The 13,015-nt window shown below is 57.0% G+C and carries 14 protein-coding genes; 8 read left to right on the top strand and 6 right to left on the bottom strand.

From position 1 onward, the window contains the following. Positions 1-10 precede the first annotated feature (10 nt). On the bottom strand, positions 11-1,099 hold the full coding sequence (locus LLF79_RS09235) for an oxidoreductase (protein ID WP_227879403.1): 1,089 nt from the start codon (positions 1,097-1,099) through the stop codon (positions 11-13). A 159-nt stretch (positions 1,100-1,258) separates the two neighbouring features. Here LLF79_RS09235 and LLF79_RS09230 point away from each other — a divergent pair, with 159 nt between their 5' ends. The 4 genes from LLF79_RS09230 (at position 1,259) to LLF79_RS09215 (ending at position 6,162) form a co-directional block, all read left to right on the top strand. Further along, a complete protein-coding gene (locus LLF79_RS09230) occupies positions 1,259-2,761 on the top strand; it encodes a sugar ABC transporter ATP-binding protein (RefSeq protein WP_032656173.1) in 1,503 nt (500 codons plus the stop codon). Then, positions 2,758-3,753: an ABC transporter permease gene (locus LLF79_RS09225; RefSeq protein ID WP_023343570.1), complete on the top strand. Its 996-nt coding sequence runs from the start codon at positions 2,758-2,760 to the stop codon at positions 3,751-3,753. Before LLF79_RS09230 ends, LLF79_RS09225 begins: the two co-directional genes overlap by 4 nt. Positions 3,754-3,772: 19 nt before the next feature. Then, on the top strand, positions 3,773-4,837 hold the full coding sequence (locus tag LLF79_RS09220) for a sugar ABC transporter substrate-binding protein (RefSeq protein ID WP_023343571.1): 1,065 nt from the start codon (positions 3,773-3,775) through the stop codon (positions 4,835-4,837). A gap of 83 nt (positions 4,838-4,920) precedes the next feature. Further along, complete coding sequence (locus LLF79_RS09215) at positions 4,921-6,162, top strand: LVIVD repeat-containing protein (protein WP_227879402.1); 1,242 nt, start codon at positions 4,921-4,923, stop codon at positions 6,160-6,162. 89 nt (positions 6,163-6,251) lie between these two features. On the opposite strand, the gene mtnK is transcribed toward LLF79_RS09215, so the two are convergent. Next, positions 6,252-7,451, bottom strand: coding sequence for an S-methyl-5-thioribose kinase (mtnK, locus tag LLF79_RS09210; RefSeq protein ID WP_021242600.1), 1,200 nt, complete (start codon positions 7,449-7,451; stop codon positions 6,252-6,254). Between the two features lie 104 nt (positions 7,452-7,555). Between mtnK and mtnA the strand changes: the two genes are divergently transcribed. Together mtnA and LLF79_RS09200 are read left to right on the top strand one after the other, a co-directional pair. Next, positions 7,556-8,572 carry an S-methyl-5-thioribose-1-phosphate isomerase gene (gene mtnA, locus LLF79_RS09205; protein ID WP_159124785.1) on the top strand — a complete coding sequence of 339 codons (1,017 nt, stop codon included), beginning with the start codon at positions 7,556-7,558 and terminating at the stop codon, positions 8,570-8,572. Positions 8,573-8,614: 42 nt separating this feature from the next. Next, on the top strand, positions 8,615-9,094 hold the full coding sequence (locus LLF79_RS09200) for an SRPBCC family protein (protein ID WP_213375893.1): 480 nt from the start codon (positions 8,615-8,617) through the stop codon (positions 9,092-9,094). Between the two features lie 29 nt (positions 9,095-9,123). Here the strand turns inward: LLF79_RS09200 and LLF79_RS09195 are convergent, their stop codons facing one another. Next, on the bottom strand, positions 9,124-9,402 hold the full coding sequence (locus tag LLF79_RS09195) for a helix-turn-helix transcriptional regulator (protein WP_227879401.1): 279 nt from the start codon (positions 9,400-9,402) through the stop codon (positions 9,124-9,126). Positions 9,403-9,508: 106 nt separating this feature from the next. On the opposite strand from LLF79_RS09195, the gene LLF79_RS09190 reads away from it, so the two are divergent. Together LLF79_RS09190 and LLF79_RS09185 are read left to right on the top strand one after the other, a co-directional pair. Then, on the top strand, positions 9,509-9,736 hold the full coding sequence (locus LLF79_RS09190) for a helix-turn-helix domain-containing protein (protein WP_213375899.1): 228 nt from the start codon (positions 9,509-9,511) through the stop codon (positions 9,734-9,736). A 60-nt stretch (positions 9,737-9,796) separates the two neighbouring features. After that, the gene (locus LLF79_RS09185; RefSeq protein ID WP_227879400.1) at positions 9,797-10,903 is read left to right on the top strand and encodes a hypothetical protein; all 1,107 of its coding nucleotides are present in this window, start codon (positions 9,797-9,799) and stop codon (positions 10,901-10,903) included. A 52-nt stretch (positions 10,904-10,955) separates the two neighbouring features. On the opposite strand, the gene LLF79_RS09180 is transcribed toward LLF79_RS09185, so the two are convergent. The 3 genes from LLF79_RS09180 to LLF79_RS09170 are packed head-to-tail and all read right to left on the bottom strand — an operon-like array spanning position 10,956 to position 12,795. Beyond that, a complete protein-coding gene (locus LLF79_RS09180; protein ID WP_095429324.1) occupies positions 10,956-11,498 on the bottom strand; it encodes an acireductone dioxygenase in 543 nt (180 codons plus the stop codon). After that, positions 11,495-12,184 carry an acireductone synthase gene (gene mtnC / locus LLF79_RS09175; RefSeq protein WP_008501009.1) on the bottom strand — a complete coding sequence of 230 codons (690 nt, stop codon included), beginning with the start codon at positions 12,182-12,184 and terminating at the stop codon, positions 11,495-11,497. The genes LLF79_RS09180 and mtnC overlap by 4 nt, the downstream gene beginning before the upstream one ends. Continuing rightward, a complete protein-coding gene (locus LLF79_RS09170) occupies positions 12,181-12,795 on the bottom strand; it encodes a methylthioribulose 1-phosphate dehydratase (protein ID WP_219283611.1) in 615 nt (204 codons plus the stop codon). The genes mtnC and LLF79_RS09170 overlap by 4 nt, the downstream gene beginning before the upstream one ends. Positions 12,796-13,015: the final 220 nt, after the last annotated feature.

The following is a 13,015-nucleotide window of genomic DNA, read 5'->3' as shown; positions in this document are numbered from 1 at the left end:
GTCGGCGCGATTAACGGCTGAAGGATTCCACCTTCTCAAACGCGGCGCGCAGAACGTCGGGCGTTAACGTCACCGGCAGAGAGTGAATTGACTCCACCGGACGCAGGGTGTGGGCTATCACCTTATCCAGCTCGTCACGGTTGTGAATATCGACGTCCAGCGCGCGAAGCGTGGTCGGCAGGTTAAAGCGCCGGTACGCCGCCACCAGCTGCGCCAGCACGTCGTCCTGGCCGAGCAGGGCGCTCTGAACCAGAATGCCGTAGGCCACCTTGGTGCCGTGCAGGTATTTTTCCGTCTGCGGCAGCACGGTTAAGCCGTTGTGCACCGCATGCGCCGCCGCCACGCGGGTATAGCGCTCGCCCAGACCGCCGACCATCCCGCCGCCGGCGATAATCGCGTCCACCACGTCCCGAAACGCCTGCGTCTGTTCGCCGCGCTGCTGGTCGGCCAGCGCTTCCTCACTGTGCTCCAGCAGCACGTCGCGGATCGCCAGCGCGCCGTTAAGGCCAAGCCGAACGGTCAGCGGCAGGTTCTCCGGCTCAGGTGCCAACACCACCGCTTCGTACCACTTCGCCAGCGTATCGCCGATACCCGCCAGCATGAATTCCGCCGGGGCGTTGAGAATGATCTGTGGCTCCACCAGCACCAGGAAGTTGGCGTCATCGAAGATCTCAAACTGCAGCGCCTGACCGGCATCGTTGTACCAGACGGAGAGTGGCGTCCACGCCGCGCAGGTGGCGGCAATGGTGGGGATGCCCACGAACGGCACCCCCAGACGACGCGCCACGGCCTTGACGGCATCCTGTACCGCACCGCCGCCGACGCCAATCACCACGCTGGCGTCGCTGCCGGATTCGTTCACCAGATGGGTGACGTCGCGCTCGCTGCAGTGGCCTTTAAAAAGCAGGCGTTTCGCCCCCGGCGCGTGAAAGCTCTCCGGCAGGAACGGGCGCGCGCCGTCGATAGCGCGCTCGCCGTAAATCCACACCGCGCGTGAAAGCTGCTCCGGAGTAAAGAAGTCATTCAGACGCGCAAGGCTTCCGGAATGGGAGAAGTAGTTCGCCGGGCCAGGCACGACGCGGATATCGGTGTTGCTCATGGTGTTGTCCTTTTTTAGCAAGCGCTAACCCGATGTTATGTCTGGACATCCGGATGGCTAATAATATTTCGCTTTAACTTATGCCTTTTCCGTCGTTGTCAGTCAACCGGAGCTGTGAAAAATTCGATAAATCAGAAGAGTTATGAAGGATTTACGCGGATGGTTTCCAGTCGCCTTGAGATGCGCGGTATCAGCCTGGCCTTTTCCGGCTTTCAGGCGCTGTCGCGCGTGAATTTCACCTTAACCGGCGGATCGGTACATGCGCTGACCGGCGCCAACGGCGCGGGGAAATCGACGCTGATGGCGGTGCTGTGCGGGACGCACGACCACTATGAAGGCGAAATCTCCATCAATAACCAGCCGGTAAGCATCCGCGAGCCGCTGGACGCCAAACGGCTGGGCATCCACCTCGTGCAGCAGGAGGTGGACGTGGCGCTGATCCCGGGATTAAGCATCGCCGAGAACATCATGCTCGACCAGCTGGCGCAGCCGGGGCATCGCTTCAGCTGGCGCGCCGTCCGCCAGCAGGCGAGACAGGCGCTGGCGCAGCTGGATGTTTCTCTGGACGTTCGCCGCTCCATCGACAGCTGCACGCTTGCCGAAAAGCAGCAGATTTTGCTGGCGCGCGCCCTGTCACACCACTGCCGTTTTCTCATTCTTGATGAGCCCACCGCGCCGCTGGACGCGCACGAGAGCGAGCGCCTGTTTGCGGTGGTGAGACGGTTAAAGCAGCAGGGCATCGGCGTGGTGTTTATCTCACACCGCATTCACGAGCTGAAGGCCATCTGCGACACCCTGACGGTGCTCCGCGACGGCAAGCTGATTGAGTCCGGCCCGATGGCCGATCTGAGCGGCGAAGCGATTGTCGAGAAGATGCTCGGCCACGTGCTGAGCGATATTTATCCGCCCGCGCGGCCGCCGCACGGCGACGAAACGCTGCTGCGGGTAGAAGGGCTGCACGACGACGCGCTGCTGAAAGATATCTCGCTGCACCTGCGCAAGGGCGAAATTCTCGGCATTGCCGGGCTGGCGGGCGCGGGCAAAACCGAACTCTGTAAGGCGCTGTTTGGCGCCAGCAAAAGCCGCGTCGCGAACGGCGAGCTGAACCATCAGGACTGGAAACCGCGCGACCCGGCGGACTCGGTGCTGCGCGGCCTGGCGCTGGTGCCGGAAGAGCGGCGCAAAGAGGGCATTTTTATCGACGAGCCGGTGAGCATGAACCTTGCCGTGTGCGCCGATAACAGCTTCTCGCGCTGGAGCCTGTTCGGCCATCGTCAGGCGTGGCGCTGGGCGGAGGAGGTGATCGCCCGCGTCGGCGTTCGCGCCCGCGGTCCCGGGCAGGTTTTGCGACGTCTCTCCGGCGGCAATCAGCAGAAGATCGCCATCGGCAAATGGCTGCGCAATGACGCGAGCGTGCTGATCTTCGACGAGCCGACCAAAGGCGTGGACGTGAAGGCCAAAACCGATCTGTTCCAGCTGATTGACGGCCTGGCGCGCGAGGGCAAAGGGGTGATTTACGCCTCCGGCGAATTTGCCGAGCTGGTCGGGCTGTGCGACCGCATCTGCGTCCTGTGGGACGGGCGCATCGTGGCGGAAATCGCCGGGGCCGAGGCCCGTGAAGAGACACTACTTTATTATTCAACCGGAGGAACGGCGTCGTGAGCAAGGCCCTTTCAGTAAACGCGGCGGCGTCTGGCCGTCAGCAGATTTTCGATTTTCTCTACAAGTGGGGCATGCTGTTAACCGTCGTCGCGCTGGTGGCCGTCTTTGGCCTGGCGTCGGACAGCTTCCTCGATCCGAACAACATCATCAATATTCTGCGCTCGATTGCCATCGTGACGGTGATTGCCATCGGCGTGTCGATATCGCTGACCATCGGCGGGTTCGATCTCTCCGTGGGGTCTACCGCGTCGCTGGCGAACGCGCTGGTGATTTCCCTTTTCGTCTGGCACGGCTTCGGCACCACCGAGTCGATTCTGATCACCCTTGCGCTCTGCACGCTGGTGGGGCTGTTTAACGCCTTTCTGATCGTTATCCTGCGCATTCCGGACATGCTCGCGACGCTGGCCAGCCTGTTTGTGATCCAGGGCGTGGCGATGACCTACAGCTACGGCGGGTCGATTACCGAGAACATGGTGCTGCCGAGCGGCGACATGGCGGAAGGCACCATCCCTGCGACGTTCAGCCTGCTGGGACAGGTACCGACTATCGTGATCGTCATGCTGGTGGTGACGGTGCTGGCGCAGCTGGGGCTGTCGCTCACCACTCATGGTCGTCGGATGTACGCCATTGGCGGTAACCCGGAAGCGGCGCGCCTCTCGGGGATTCGCACCACCCGCTACAAGGTGGCGGCCTACGTGATTGCCTCCCTGCTGGCGGGCCTGGGCGGGATTTTGCTGGCCTCGCGCATTGGCTCATCGCAGGTGAACGCGGGCGGCGGTTACCTGATGGATGCGGTGGCGGCGGCGTGGATCGGCTTCTCGCTGGCCGGGTCCGGCAAGCCGAATGCGCTGGGGACCCTGGTCGGGGCGGTGATTCTCGGCGTGCTGTCGAACGGGCTGGTGATGCTCTCCGTGCCGTATTACGCCATGGACATTATAAAAGGGCTGGTGCTCGCGGTAGCGCTGGCGATTACCTACATACAAAAACGCTGACAACACAACGGGATAAAAAATGAAAAAGATTGCACTCTCTTTGGTGGCATTAGGGTTATTCACCGCTCTGCCTGGCTTCGCGGCCACGCCCGCACCGCTCCCGGCGGCCATTGCCAACCACGACGGCCCCATTCGCATCGCGGTGATCCGTAACCTCGGCTCAGACGACAACACCACGCAGTTTATTGCAGGGGCCATTCAGGAAGGGAAGAAGCTTGGCTTTAAGGTCAGCACCTTTTTAAGCAACGGGGACGACGCCAAATTCCAGGACTTCGTGAACCAGGCCATCAGCCAGAAGTACGACGGGATTATCCTGTCTCAGGGCCGCGATCCGTACTCCACCGCGCTGGTGAAGAAGGCGGTGGACGCCGGGATTAAGGTCGCGGTATTTGATACCGCCGTCAACGGCGAGATCCCGGGCGTAACCGTGACCCAACAGGACGATGCCTCTCTGACCAATCTCTCCTTCGGCCAGCTGGCGAAAGATTTCAACGGCAAGGCCAATATCGTCAAGCTGTGGGTAGCGGGCTTCCCGCCGATGGAGCGTCGTCAGGCGGCGTATAAAGAGCTGCAAAAACAGTACCCGGACATCAAAGAGCTGGAGTCTATCGGCGCGGTTTCCTCTGACGTGCAGGGCGACACCGCCAACAAGGTGGGGGCGATCCTGGCGAAATACCCGAAAGGCAAAATCGACGCCATCTGGGGAACCTGGGACGCCTTCAGCCAGGGCGCGTACAAAGCGCTGAAAGAGAACGGCCGTACCGAGATCAAACTCTACAGCATCGACATCTCCAACCAGGATCTGCAGCTGATGCGCGAGCCGGGCAGCCCGTGGAAGGTGAGCGTGGCGGTGGATCCGAAGCTGATTGGGGCGACCAACGTGCGCCTGATCGCCAATAAGATTGCCGGGGAAGCCACGCCTGCGACCTACGATTTTAAGGCGGCCGCTATTCCGCAGACGCTGCTGACCGCCCAGCCGGGCGCGGTGAACGTGGCGTCGCTGGGGAAAATCATTCCGGGCTGGGGACAGACGGAAGATTTCATTGCGCCGTGGTTTGCGACGCTGGAAGCCAGGTCAAAATAATGCCCGGTGGCGCTTCGCTTACCGGGCCTACGGTGTTGTAGGTCGGGTAAGGCGAAGCCGCCACCCGGCGAAAGGAGCTCAAGGTGACTCATTTACCCCCTCCCGAATACAGCCGCAATATGCGGCTGATTGGCCATAGCGATCAGGGCGGTCGCCCGGACGGCGTGCAGCTGATGGTGCACCGCGGTTTCGCTTATATCGGCCATATGGTGTCGCAGGGCTTTTCGATTGTCGACGTGCGCGATCCGAAAAACCCGAAAGCGGCGGGCTACGTGCCCGCGCCGCCCGGCACCTGGAACGTGCATCTGCAGGCGCATGATGACCTGCTGCTGGTCATCAACGCCCGGGATCTGTTTGCCGATGCCCGCTTTGCCGACGAGAAGGTCTACTACACCCGGCAGGTGGGCGAGACCGTCAGCGACGTGCAGGACAAAGGCTGGAGCGCTGGCCTTCGCGTTTTTGATATCTCCACGCCGGACGCGCCGCGCGAAATCGGCTTTCTGCCGCTGAGCGGCATTGGCATTCACCGCATCTGGTACGTCGGGGGCCGCTGGGCGTACGTGTCGGCGCTTATTGACGGTTTTACCGACTACATCTTTCTGACGATCGACCTGGCCGACCCGCGTAAGCCTGAGGTGGCAGGGCGCTGGTGGCTGCCGGGGATGAATCAGGCAGAAGGGGAGAAGCCTAACTGGCCGGAAGGGAAACGCTACGCGCTCCACCATGCGATTATTGCCGGCGATACCGCGTACGGCAGCTGGCGCGACGGCGGCCTGACGCTGCTGGACGTGAAGGATCGTACTCAGCCTAAGCTCATTAGCCACCGCAACTGGAGTCCGCCGTTTGGCGGCGGCACGCACACCGCGCTGCCGCTGCCGGACCGCGATCTGCTGGTGGTGCTGGACGAAGCGGTGCTCGATAACCAGGAAGACGGCGAGAAGCTGATCTGGCTGTTTGATATCCGCGAGCCGTCGAACCCGGTCAGCATCTCTACCTTCCCGCAGCCGGATGAAATCGACTACGTGGCGAAAGGGGCGCATTTCGGCCCGCACAACCTGCACGAGAACCGGCCGGGAAGCTTTGTCAGCTCAACGCTGATTTTTGCCACCTGGCAGAATGCGGGCGTGCGCGCGTATGACATCTCTAATCCGTATCGGCCGGTTGAAACGGGGGCGCTGGTGCCTGCCGCGCCGGCGAAAATGATGGATACCCGCCCGAATCGCCCGAAGGTGATCCAGTCGTGCGACGTGTTTGTGGATGCGCAGGGGATTATTTACAGCACGGACTACAACGGCGGGCTGTCGGTGATTGAGTATTTAGGATGAGTTTTAGCCGGGTGGCGGCTTCGCCTTACCCGGCCTACATTTTGCTCTCGTAGGCCCGGTAAGGCGAAGCCGCCACCGGGCAAACGTTCTCAACTGTACTGCCGCACCCGCGCCACCAGATCTTCCGCGCTGTCGATACGGTCGGCAATCACAATCAGCGCCTTGCCGAGCGTTATCGCGTGGCGTAGGCATTCGTGGCGCATCGCCTCGTCCTGAATGGTGTCGATATCCGCGACGTGGGAAAGCCCGACGCTGCGGCGAATGAGTTCGGTGCCGCAGAAGCCGATGGCGTCATGCCAGACCTTTTTCAGGAACGCGGAGGCATAGCCCGGCGCGCTGAGCGCCGCGTCGCGCGTTTTCTCGTGCGCCAGCGCCTGGAAGCGCTCCGCGAAGGTGTTCCACAGCTCCTGAATATCGGTCAGGCGCTGCTCGCGCGCGGCGGCGGCATCGCGAATGCCCAGGTGCCCCGGCAGGCCGCAGAAGTTGAGCAGCAGGTTGCCGATGGCGGTGCCGATATCAAATCCAATCGGGCCAAAATAGCCGAACTCGGCGTCGATGGCCTTCAGGCTGCCGTCGGCCACAAAAATCGAGCCGCTGTGGATGTCTCCGTGCAGCAGGGCTTCAGCCTGAGAAAAGAAGCGGTGCTTGAGGGAGGCCACGGCAATTTTCAGCTGGGCGTCGTCGCGTAGCGCGGCGACGTCATTTTCCAGCTCGGCCGGGTAGCTGTTGCGTTCGTGGATCTGGTACGGATCGTTGAAGAACAGATCTTCGGTGATCTCACACATCTCCGGGTTGATGAATTTCGCCACCTGCGCTTTCTTCTCGTGCGGATGCAGGAAGAAATCGCTGGTGTGGAACAGCGCGTGCGCGAGGTATTCACCCAGCTGACGCGCCGCCTGCGGGTAATAATTATTTTTGATCAGCTCGCCGCGCCAGATGCGATGGCTGGAGAGATCTTCCATCACCATTACCGCCAGTTCCGGGTCAAAGTGGTGGATTTTCACGGTGTGCTGCGGGCTGTGCCGGTAGTGCTCGACCAGCGTTTGCGCCTCCAGACGGGCGCGATCCAGCGTCAGCGGCCAGGACTCGCCGACGCAGCGCACGTAGGGCAGCGCCTGCTTGACGATGATGCGGCTCACGCCCGCGCTGTCGAAGATTTTGAACACCAGATTGAGGTTGCCGTCGCCTACCTCCTGCGCCTCCACCAGCGATGAAGGATCGTCAAGGCCGCCAAACTGCCTGGCATATTCCACGGCGTCCTGAGCGGTAAAGGTACGGTATTGCGACATGGCCTGCTCCTCACGGGTTTGCTAATAAAGACATGTAGACGTCTATACATCTGGATTTCATCCTGACACAATGTGCTACAACAACGCAACAGGGAATTAACGACATGCAGACATTACAGACGACCAGCCTGCGGGTAGCGGATAATCAGCTCTTTATTCTCGACCAGCAGGCCCTTCCGCAGGAGAAACGCTGGCTGGATGCCTCAACGGTAGAGGCGCTGGTGGGGCATATTCACGCCCTGCGGGTGCGCGGCGCGCCGCTGATTGGTCTCTCTGCAAGCCTGCTGCTGGCGCTGCTGGCCGAAAACGGCAAAAGCCGTGACGAGCTGGCGGTTGCGCTGGAAACCCTGCGCGCCTCCCGGCCGACGGCGGTGAACCTGATGAACAACCTGGACCGCATGAAGCGGGCGCTGTGGCAGGAAGATTTTGTTCCGGCGCTGGTGGCCGAAGCGCTGCGCCTGATTGACGAAGACAAACGACTTTGCGATGCGATTGCCAGCGCGGGTAGCGCGCTGGTGAAGCCCGGCAGCCGTCTGCTGACCCACTGCAACACCGGCGGGCTGGCAACGGCGGGCGTCGGCACCGCGCTGGGGGTGATTGCTCGCGCGCATCAGGAAGGCAAGGTCAGCAACGTCTGGGTGGATGAAACCCGCCCCCTGCTGCAGGGGGGAAGATTAACCGCCTGGGAGCTGGGCGAACTGGGCGTGCCGTATCAGCTGATTACCGACTCCATGGCCGCCAGCCTGATGGCGAAAGGGCAGGTCGACGCCGTGTGGGTGGGCGCAGACCGCATTGCGGCTAACGGCGACGTGGCGAATAAAATCGGCACCTACTCCCTGGCGGTGCTGGCAAAATTCCACGGCATTCCGTTCTACGTGGCCGCGCCGCAAACGACCCTCGACCCGGACTGCCCGAACGGCGACGCGATCCCGATTGAGCAGCGTGCCGCCAGCGAGGTGACGGGCGTCGCCGGAAGCTTTGGCGCGGTGCAGTGGGCACCTGAAAACGCGAAGGTCTACAACCCGGCGTTTGACGTGACCCCAGCCTCGCTGATTAGCGGCTGGGTGCTGGATACGGGCGTGGTCACGCCGGAAGAGGTTGCGGAAGGGAAATTTGCCTGAGTCCGGCTATCCTTTAAGGGGCTCCCTTAAGAGGACAACACCGTGACGCTCGACCCTGAAACAGACTTAAAACTGGAGCGCGTGGTGGACGCACCGCGCGACCTCCTGTGGCTCTGCTGGACTACGCCCGAACACATCAAACACTTCTTCATCCCTGCACCGCATAAGGTGCTCGACTGCGATCTCGATCTGCGCGTGGGCGGGCGGTTCAACACCGTGTTTGAGGTGGACGGCCAGCGGATGGATAACCGGGGCGTGTTTCTTGAAATCGACCCGGCGAAAAAGCTGGTCTTTACCGACGGCTATACCGAAGGCTGGAAACCGGCCGAGAAGCCGTTTATGACGGCAATTTTGCTGCTGGAAGACGCCGGGGAGGGGAAAACCCGCTATACGGCGATTGCGCGCCACCCCACGAAGGAAATCCGCGAGCAGCATGAACAGATGGGATTTCACGAAGGGTGGGGGATTGTGCTGGATCAGCTGGTGGCGTATGTGAAGTCTCTTCGACCCCCTCTCCCTTGAGGGAGAGGGTTGGGGTGAAGGGGGAGAATTCATTGATCAAGTCGAAGATAGATTTCTTTTTTAGTATTCCTCATCTGACGAAATATTGGCTCTCCCTTTTCATCAAAGTATCTTTCCGGCCATATCACATCGGGCGGAATGTCTAGCGCCTGTGCGATAAGCAATTCACCTTTGGGCCACGGTCGGGTAAGCGCGTTTGCCAATGTGGATGAGGAAAGGCCAGCCTTTCTGGACAACGCAGCCAGGCTTGTTCCATTTTTCTTTAGTGCGGCGATGATATCGGCAGGATGCCAGTTCTGATGACGCATTGTGTCCTCCTTACATGTGTTTGTTACGCGCTTAATTATCCTGTTTTGGGATAAAAACGCAATGAGAGGATATTCGATTTCAGGATATTTGTATGGAATCGGAACAATGGCCTCAGTTTACTCGGACGAATACCAGCGTGTTATCAATGCGTTGAAGAAGGCTCGTAAAGAGAAGGGGATTACTCAGGTGCAGCTTGCTGAGGCTTTGGGGAAACCCCAATCGTTTATCGCTAAAGTGGAAAGTGGTGAGCGCAGGTTAGATGTGGTGGAGTTTGTGCATCTGGCAAGAATGGTTGGTGTGGATATATCACTAATTTTGAATGAAATAATATAGATAAAAATAGCAATACTAATAATAAGGTGAATGATAAAATATTGTGATTGAGGACCTAAAATGAGTGATAAATTAAAAATTTACGCTGAAAATATTAAAAGTACTGGTTTTATTTTGGAAAGTAAGGTGTCAGATTTTTTAAATAAAAATGGCTGGGGGGTTATTAATAACAAATATTATATTGATGATGTACAAAATGTTGCGCGTGAAATAGATATTATTGCTTACAAAGCGACAAAAATCAGAGATGTCTTAGTTTATACAACTCTAATAATTAGCTGTAAGAAAAATGAAGAAAATGTTTGGGCTCTTTTAGTGAAAAACATTAGACCCAATGACCCCAATATTGATTATGAGCCATTGAAAAACTGGAGTAATCACCCAGTATTAAAGTATGAATTAGAGGTTAATAATAAAGAGAAAATCGGCGTGCCGGATGGTATTGTTTATGAAAAAATTTTCAAAGTATCAAAAAATGTTTTTGCTTTTCAAGAAATGAGTAAGAAAAGTGGAAGGTCAAATAATGATAAAAATATATTCAATTCGATAACGTCACTGATGAAAGCGCAGTCTTATGAATTAACTTCTTTATCTTCAAGGAAAAAAGAACGTAGTGTATATTTTTTTCATCTAATGTCATTAATTGATAGTGAGATGATCCTACTGGAATGTGAAGGAGATGAAATACACCCAAGCGAAACGGAATCGCATACTATCATAAGCAATTATATTATAAATGGTGAATCGACTGCTTCAAAAATAAACTTCATGACACTTAATGGTTTTTTAGCCAACGAAGTCTATTATCAAAAACTTCACGAACATTATGTGAATTATATCAATAAGTGTTTTTCGAATTTTTATAATGAAGTTTTTTCAAGTGTTGATAAGCGTAAGATTTTAACAAAAGAGCTCTGGCATAAGTATGGAGCAAAGTTATCTCTCGAAGTTATGAGGGATTTTAAAATATATGATCGTTTTAGCATAGATGATATTTGGCCTTCTGATGATTCATTAATAGTTGAGATAAGTACTAAGAATTCGCAGCTTAATGAGTTGTTGGATGATAACAAAAAGATAAAAGGGCAACTTCGAATCTATATTGAAGATATTTTTAACATAAAAGTGAATAAGGAAATTGTTTTTATAGATGATATTCCATTCTAATTCAATTAAAAGTGCCATTGATTAACTGTAATGGCACTAGAATTTTAAATACCTATGCCAGGCGTGGATACGCATCCGCGATCGCATCGCCCGTAAACTGGGCCACCCAGCCTTCCGGGTTATCGAAAATACGAATCGCCGTAAAGTTCGGCTCTGAGCCCATATCAAACCAGTGCGGCGTGCCCGCGGGCACGGAGATCAGGTCGTTTTTCTCGCACAAGACCTGATATACCTCATCGCCGATGTGCAGGCAGAACAAGCCCGCGCCTTCCACGAAAAAGCGTACTTCGTCTTCGCCGTGGGTGTGTTCGTTCAGGAACTTCGCGCGCAGCGCGTCTTTCTGCGGATTGTCGGCGCGCAGGCTGATCACGTCCCAGCTCTGATAGCCCTTCTCTGCCACCAGTTTGTCGATCGCATGTTGATACGCCGCGATCACGGCTTCAGGCGCGGGATCGTGTCCTAAATCGCGATCCGCCGCCCAGCGTTCAAACCGCACGCCTTTCGCGTTGAGCTGTTGGGCAATCTCGGCGGCGTCGGTGCTGCGCCACTGGTGTTGACTGGCGTCTTTGTCGGAATAAATGGTCAATGCGCTCATGAAGGGATCTGCTCCGGGTTAATCTCGTCAAACTGGTGGACCTGATGGTGGTGGCTTGCGCCGTCATCATCACCGCGAATCAGCTGCAGGGTACGAAAACCTGCCTGTTCAGCCGCGTCCAGCTCCTGATGAATATCGGAGAGGAACAGGATCTGCGACGGGGCAATGCCCGTTTGCGCCGCAATGTTTTGATAAGACTGCACCTCGCGCTTGGCGCCGATGTGGGTGTCGAAATAGCCGCTGAACAGATGAGTAATATCACCTTCGTCGCTGTAGCCAAATAACAGTTTCTGCGCGGCGACGGAGCCAGAGGAATAAACATAGAGATCAATCCCTTGCGCTTTCCATTTTTCCAGCGCCGGGAGCACGTCCGGGTAGAGATGGCCGGTAAAGTCGCCGTTAACGTAGCCGTCGTGCCAGATGATCCCCTGCAGCGCTTTAAGTGCCGTGGATTTACGGTCTTCATCCATAAAGGCAAACAGGGCGTCGATAAGTTCGCTGACGCTGGCGTGTGGGTTAGCGATTTCATCACGCAGGTTGTCCAGAATGGATTTGACCGGCTCGGCGTACTGCTGCGCGGTCACGAAGGCCGCCAGCCGCTCACGCGCGTAGGGGAACAAAACATCATGGACAAAACGAATATCGCTGGTGGTCCCTTCAATATCCGTCACAATCGCGCGAATCATACTCTCTCCAGTTGTCGTAAACGCATTTCGCATTCAAATAAGAACTCTAATCCTTCCAGATGACGCCGGGCTTCGGCCACGTCGCGTCCCCAGCAGGTTAAGCCATGACCGCGCAGAAGAAAACCATAATTAAGCGGCCGTTTCTGGGCGTAATGAGCGATGCGTGAGGCGAGGGCGTCGATATCCTGGTCGTTATCAAAGACCGGGATAGCCACCGTGTCCAGATGCGTGGTTTGTCCGGTGAGAGATTTTTGCATCTCAAAGCCGCTGATGGTGAGCTCGGCCTCTTTGACCAGACGCGACAGCACCGTGGCGTTAACCGTGTGAACGTGCAGCACGGCGTTGGCTTCCGGGAACAGGCGATAAATCAGCGTGTGCAGACCGGTCTCCGCCGACGGTTTACGACCGGACGGCGCGCGGTTGGTGGCGATCTCCACCTGCAGAAAGTCATCGGTTGTGAGGCTACCTTTGTCTTTGCCGGATTCGCTAAGCCAGCAGAGATGTTCGTCCTGACGCACCGACATGTTACCGCCGGTAGCGGGCGCCCAGCCTTTGGCACCGATCCAGCGGCAGGCGTCGACCAGATGCGTGAGTTGCAGGTTGTCTGTCATTTTCCTTTTACCCTCTCGGCCAGGAATATTCATATGGTTTATACCCGTCATACTTCAAGTTGCAGGTGCGTTGGCTGCACTCACTCACCCCAGTCACGTACTTTTGTACGCTCCCGGGGATTCGTTCCCTTGCCGCCTTCCTGCAACTCGAATTATTTAGGGTATAGACGTCTAAGCGTCTTGATTGCCAAAGACTAACATCGTGTTATAGTGGCAGCAA

Origin of the sequence: Enterobacter cloacae complex sp. 2021EL-01169 (genome assembly GCF_020733125.1) — a bacterium.
GTDB classification, from domain to species: domain Bacteria; phylum Pseudomonadota; class Gammaproteobacteria; order Enterobacterales; family Enterobacteriaceae; genus Enterobacter; species Enterobacter roggenkampii.
Note: the sequence above shows the minus strand (reverse complement) of the source record. Positions and strands in the feature narration are given on the sequence as shown.

Bases quoted from the DNA above. Each gene is read 5' to 3' on its own strand.
- LLF79_RS09235 (WP_227879403.1), bottom strand. From the start codon at position 1,099: ATGAGCAACACCGATATCCGCGTCGTGCCTGGCCCGGCGAACTACTTC.
- LLF79_RS09230 (WP_032656173.1), top strand. From the start codon at position 1,259: ATGGTTTCCAGTCGCCTTGAGATGCGCGGTATCAGCCTGGCCTTTTCC.
- LLF79_RS09220 (WP_023343571.1), top strand. From the start codon at position 3,773: ATGAAAAAGATTGCACTCTCTTTGGTGGCATTAGGGTTATTCACCGCT.
- mtnK (WP_021242600.1), bottom strand. From the start codon at position 7,451: ATGTCGCAATACCGTACCTTTACCGCTCAGGACGCCGTGGAATATGCC.
- mtnA (WP_159124785.1), top strand. From the start codon at position 7,556: ATGCAGACATTACAGACGACCAGCCTGCGGGTAGCGGATAATCAGCTC.
- LLF79_RS09195 (WP_227879401.1), bottom strand. From the start codon at position 9,402: ATGCGTCATCAGAACTGGCATCCTGCCGATATCATCGCCGCACTAAAG.
- LLF79_RS09190 (WP_213375899.1), top strand. From the start codon at position 9,509: ATGGCCTCAGTTTACTCGGACGAATACCAGCGTGTTATCAATGCGTTG.
- LLF79_RS09185 (WP_227879400.1), top strand. From the start codon at position 9,797: ATGAGTGATAAATTAAAAATTTACGCTGAAAATATTAAAAGTACTGGT.
- LLF79_RS09180 (WP_095429324.1), bottom strand. From the start codon at position 11,498: ATGAGCGCATTGACCATTTATTCCGACAAAGACGCCAGTCAACACCAG.
- mtnC (WP_008501009.1), bottom strand. From the start codon at position 12,184: ATGATTCGCGCGATTGTGACGGATATTGAAGGGACCACCAGCGATATT.
- LLF79_RS09170 (WP_219283611.1), bottom strand. From the start codon at position 12,795: ATGACAGACAACCTGCAACTCACGCATCTGGTCGACGCCTGCCGCTGG.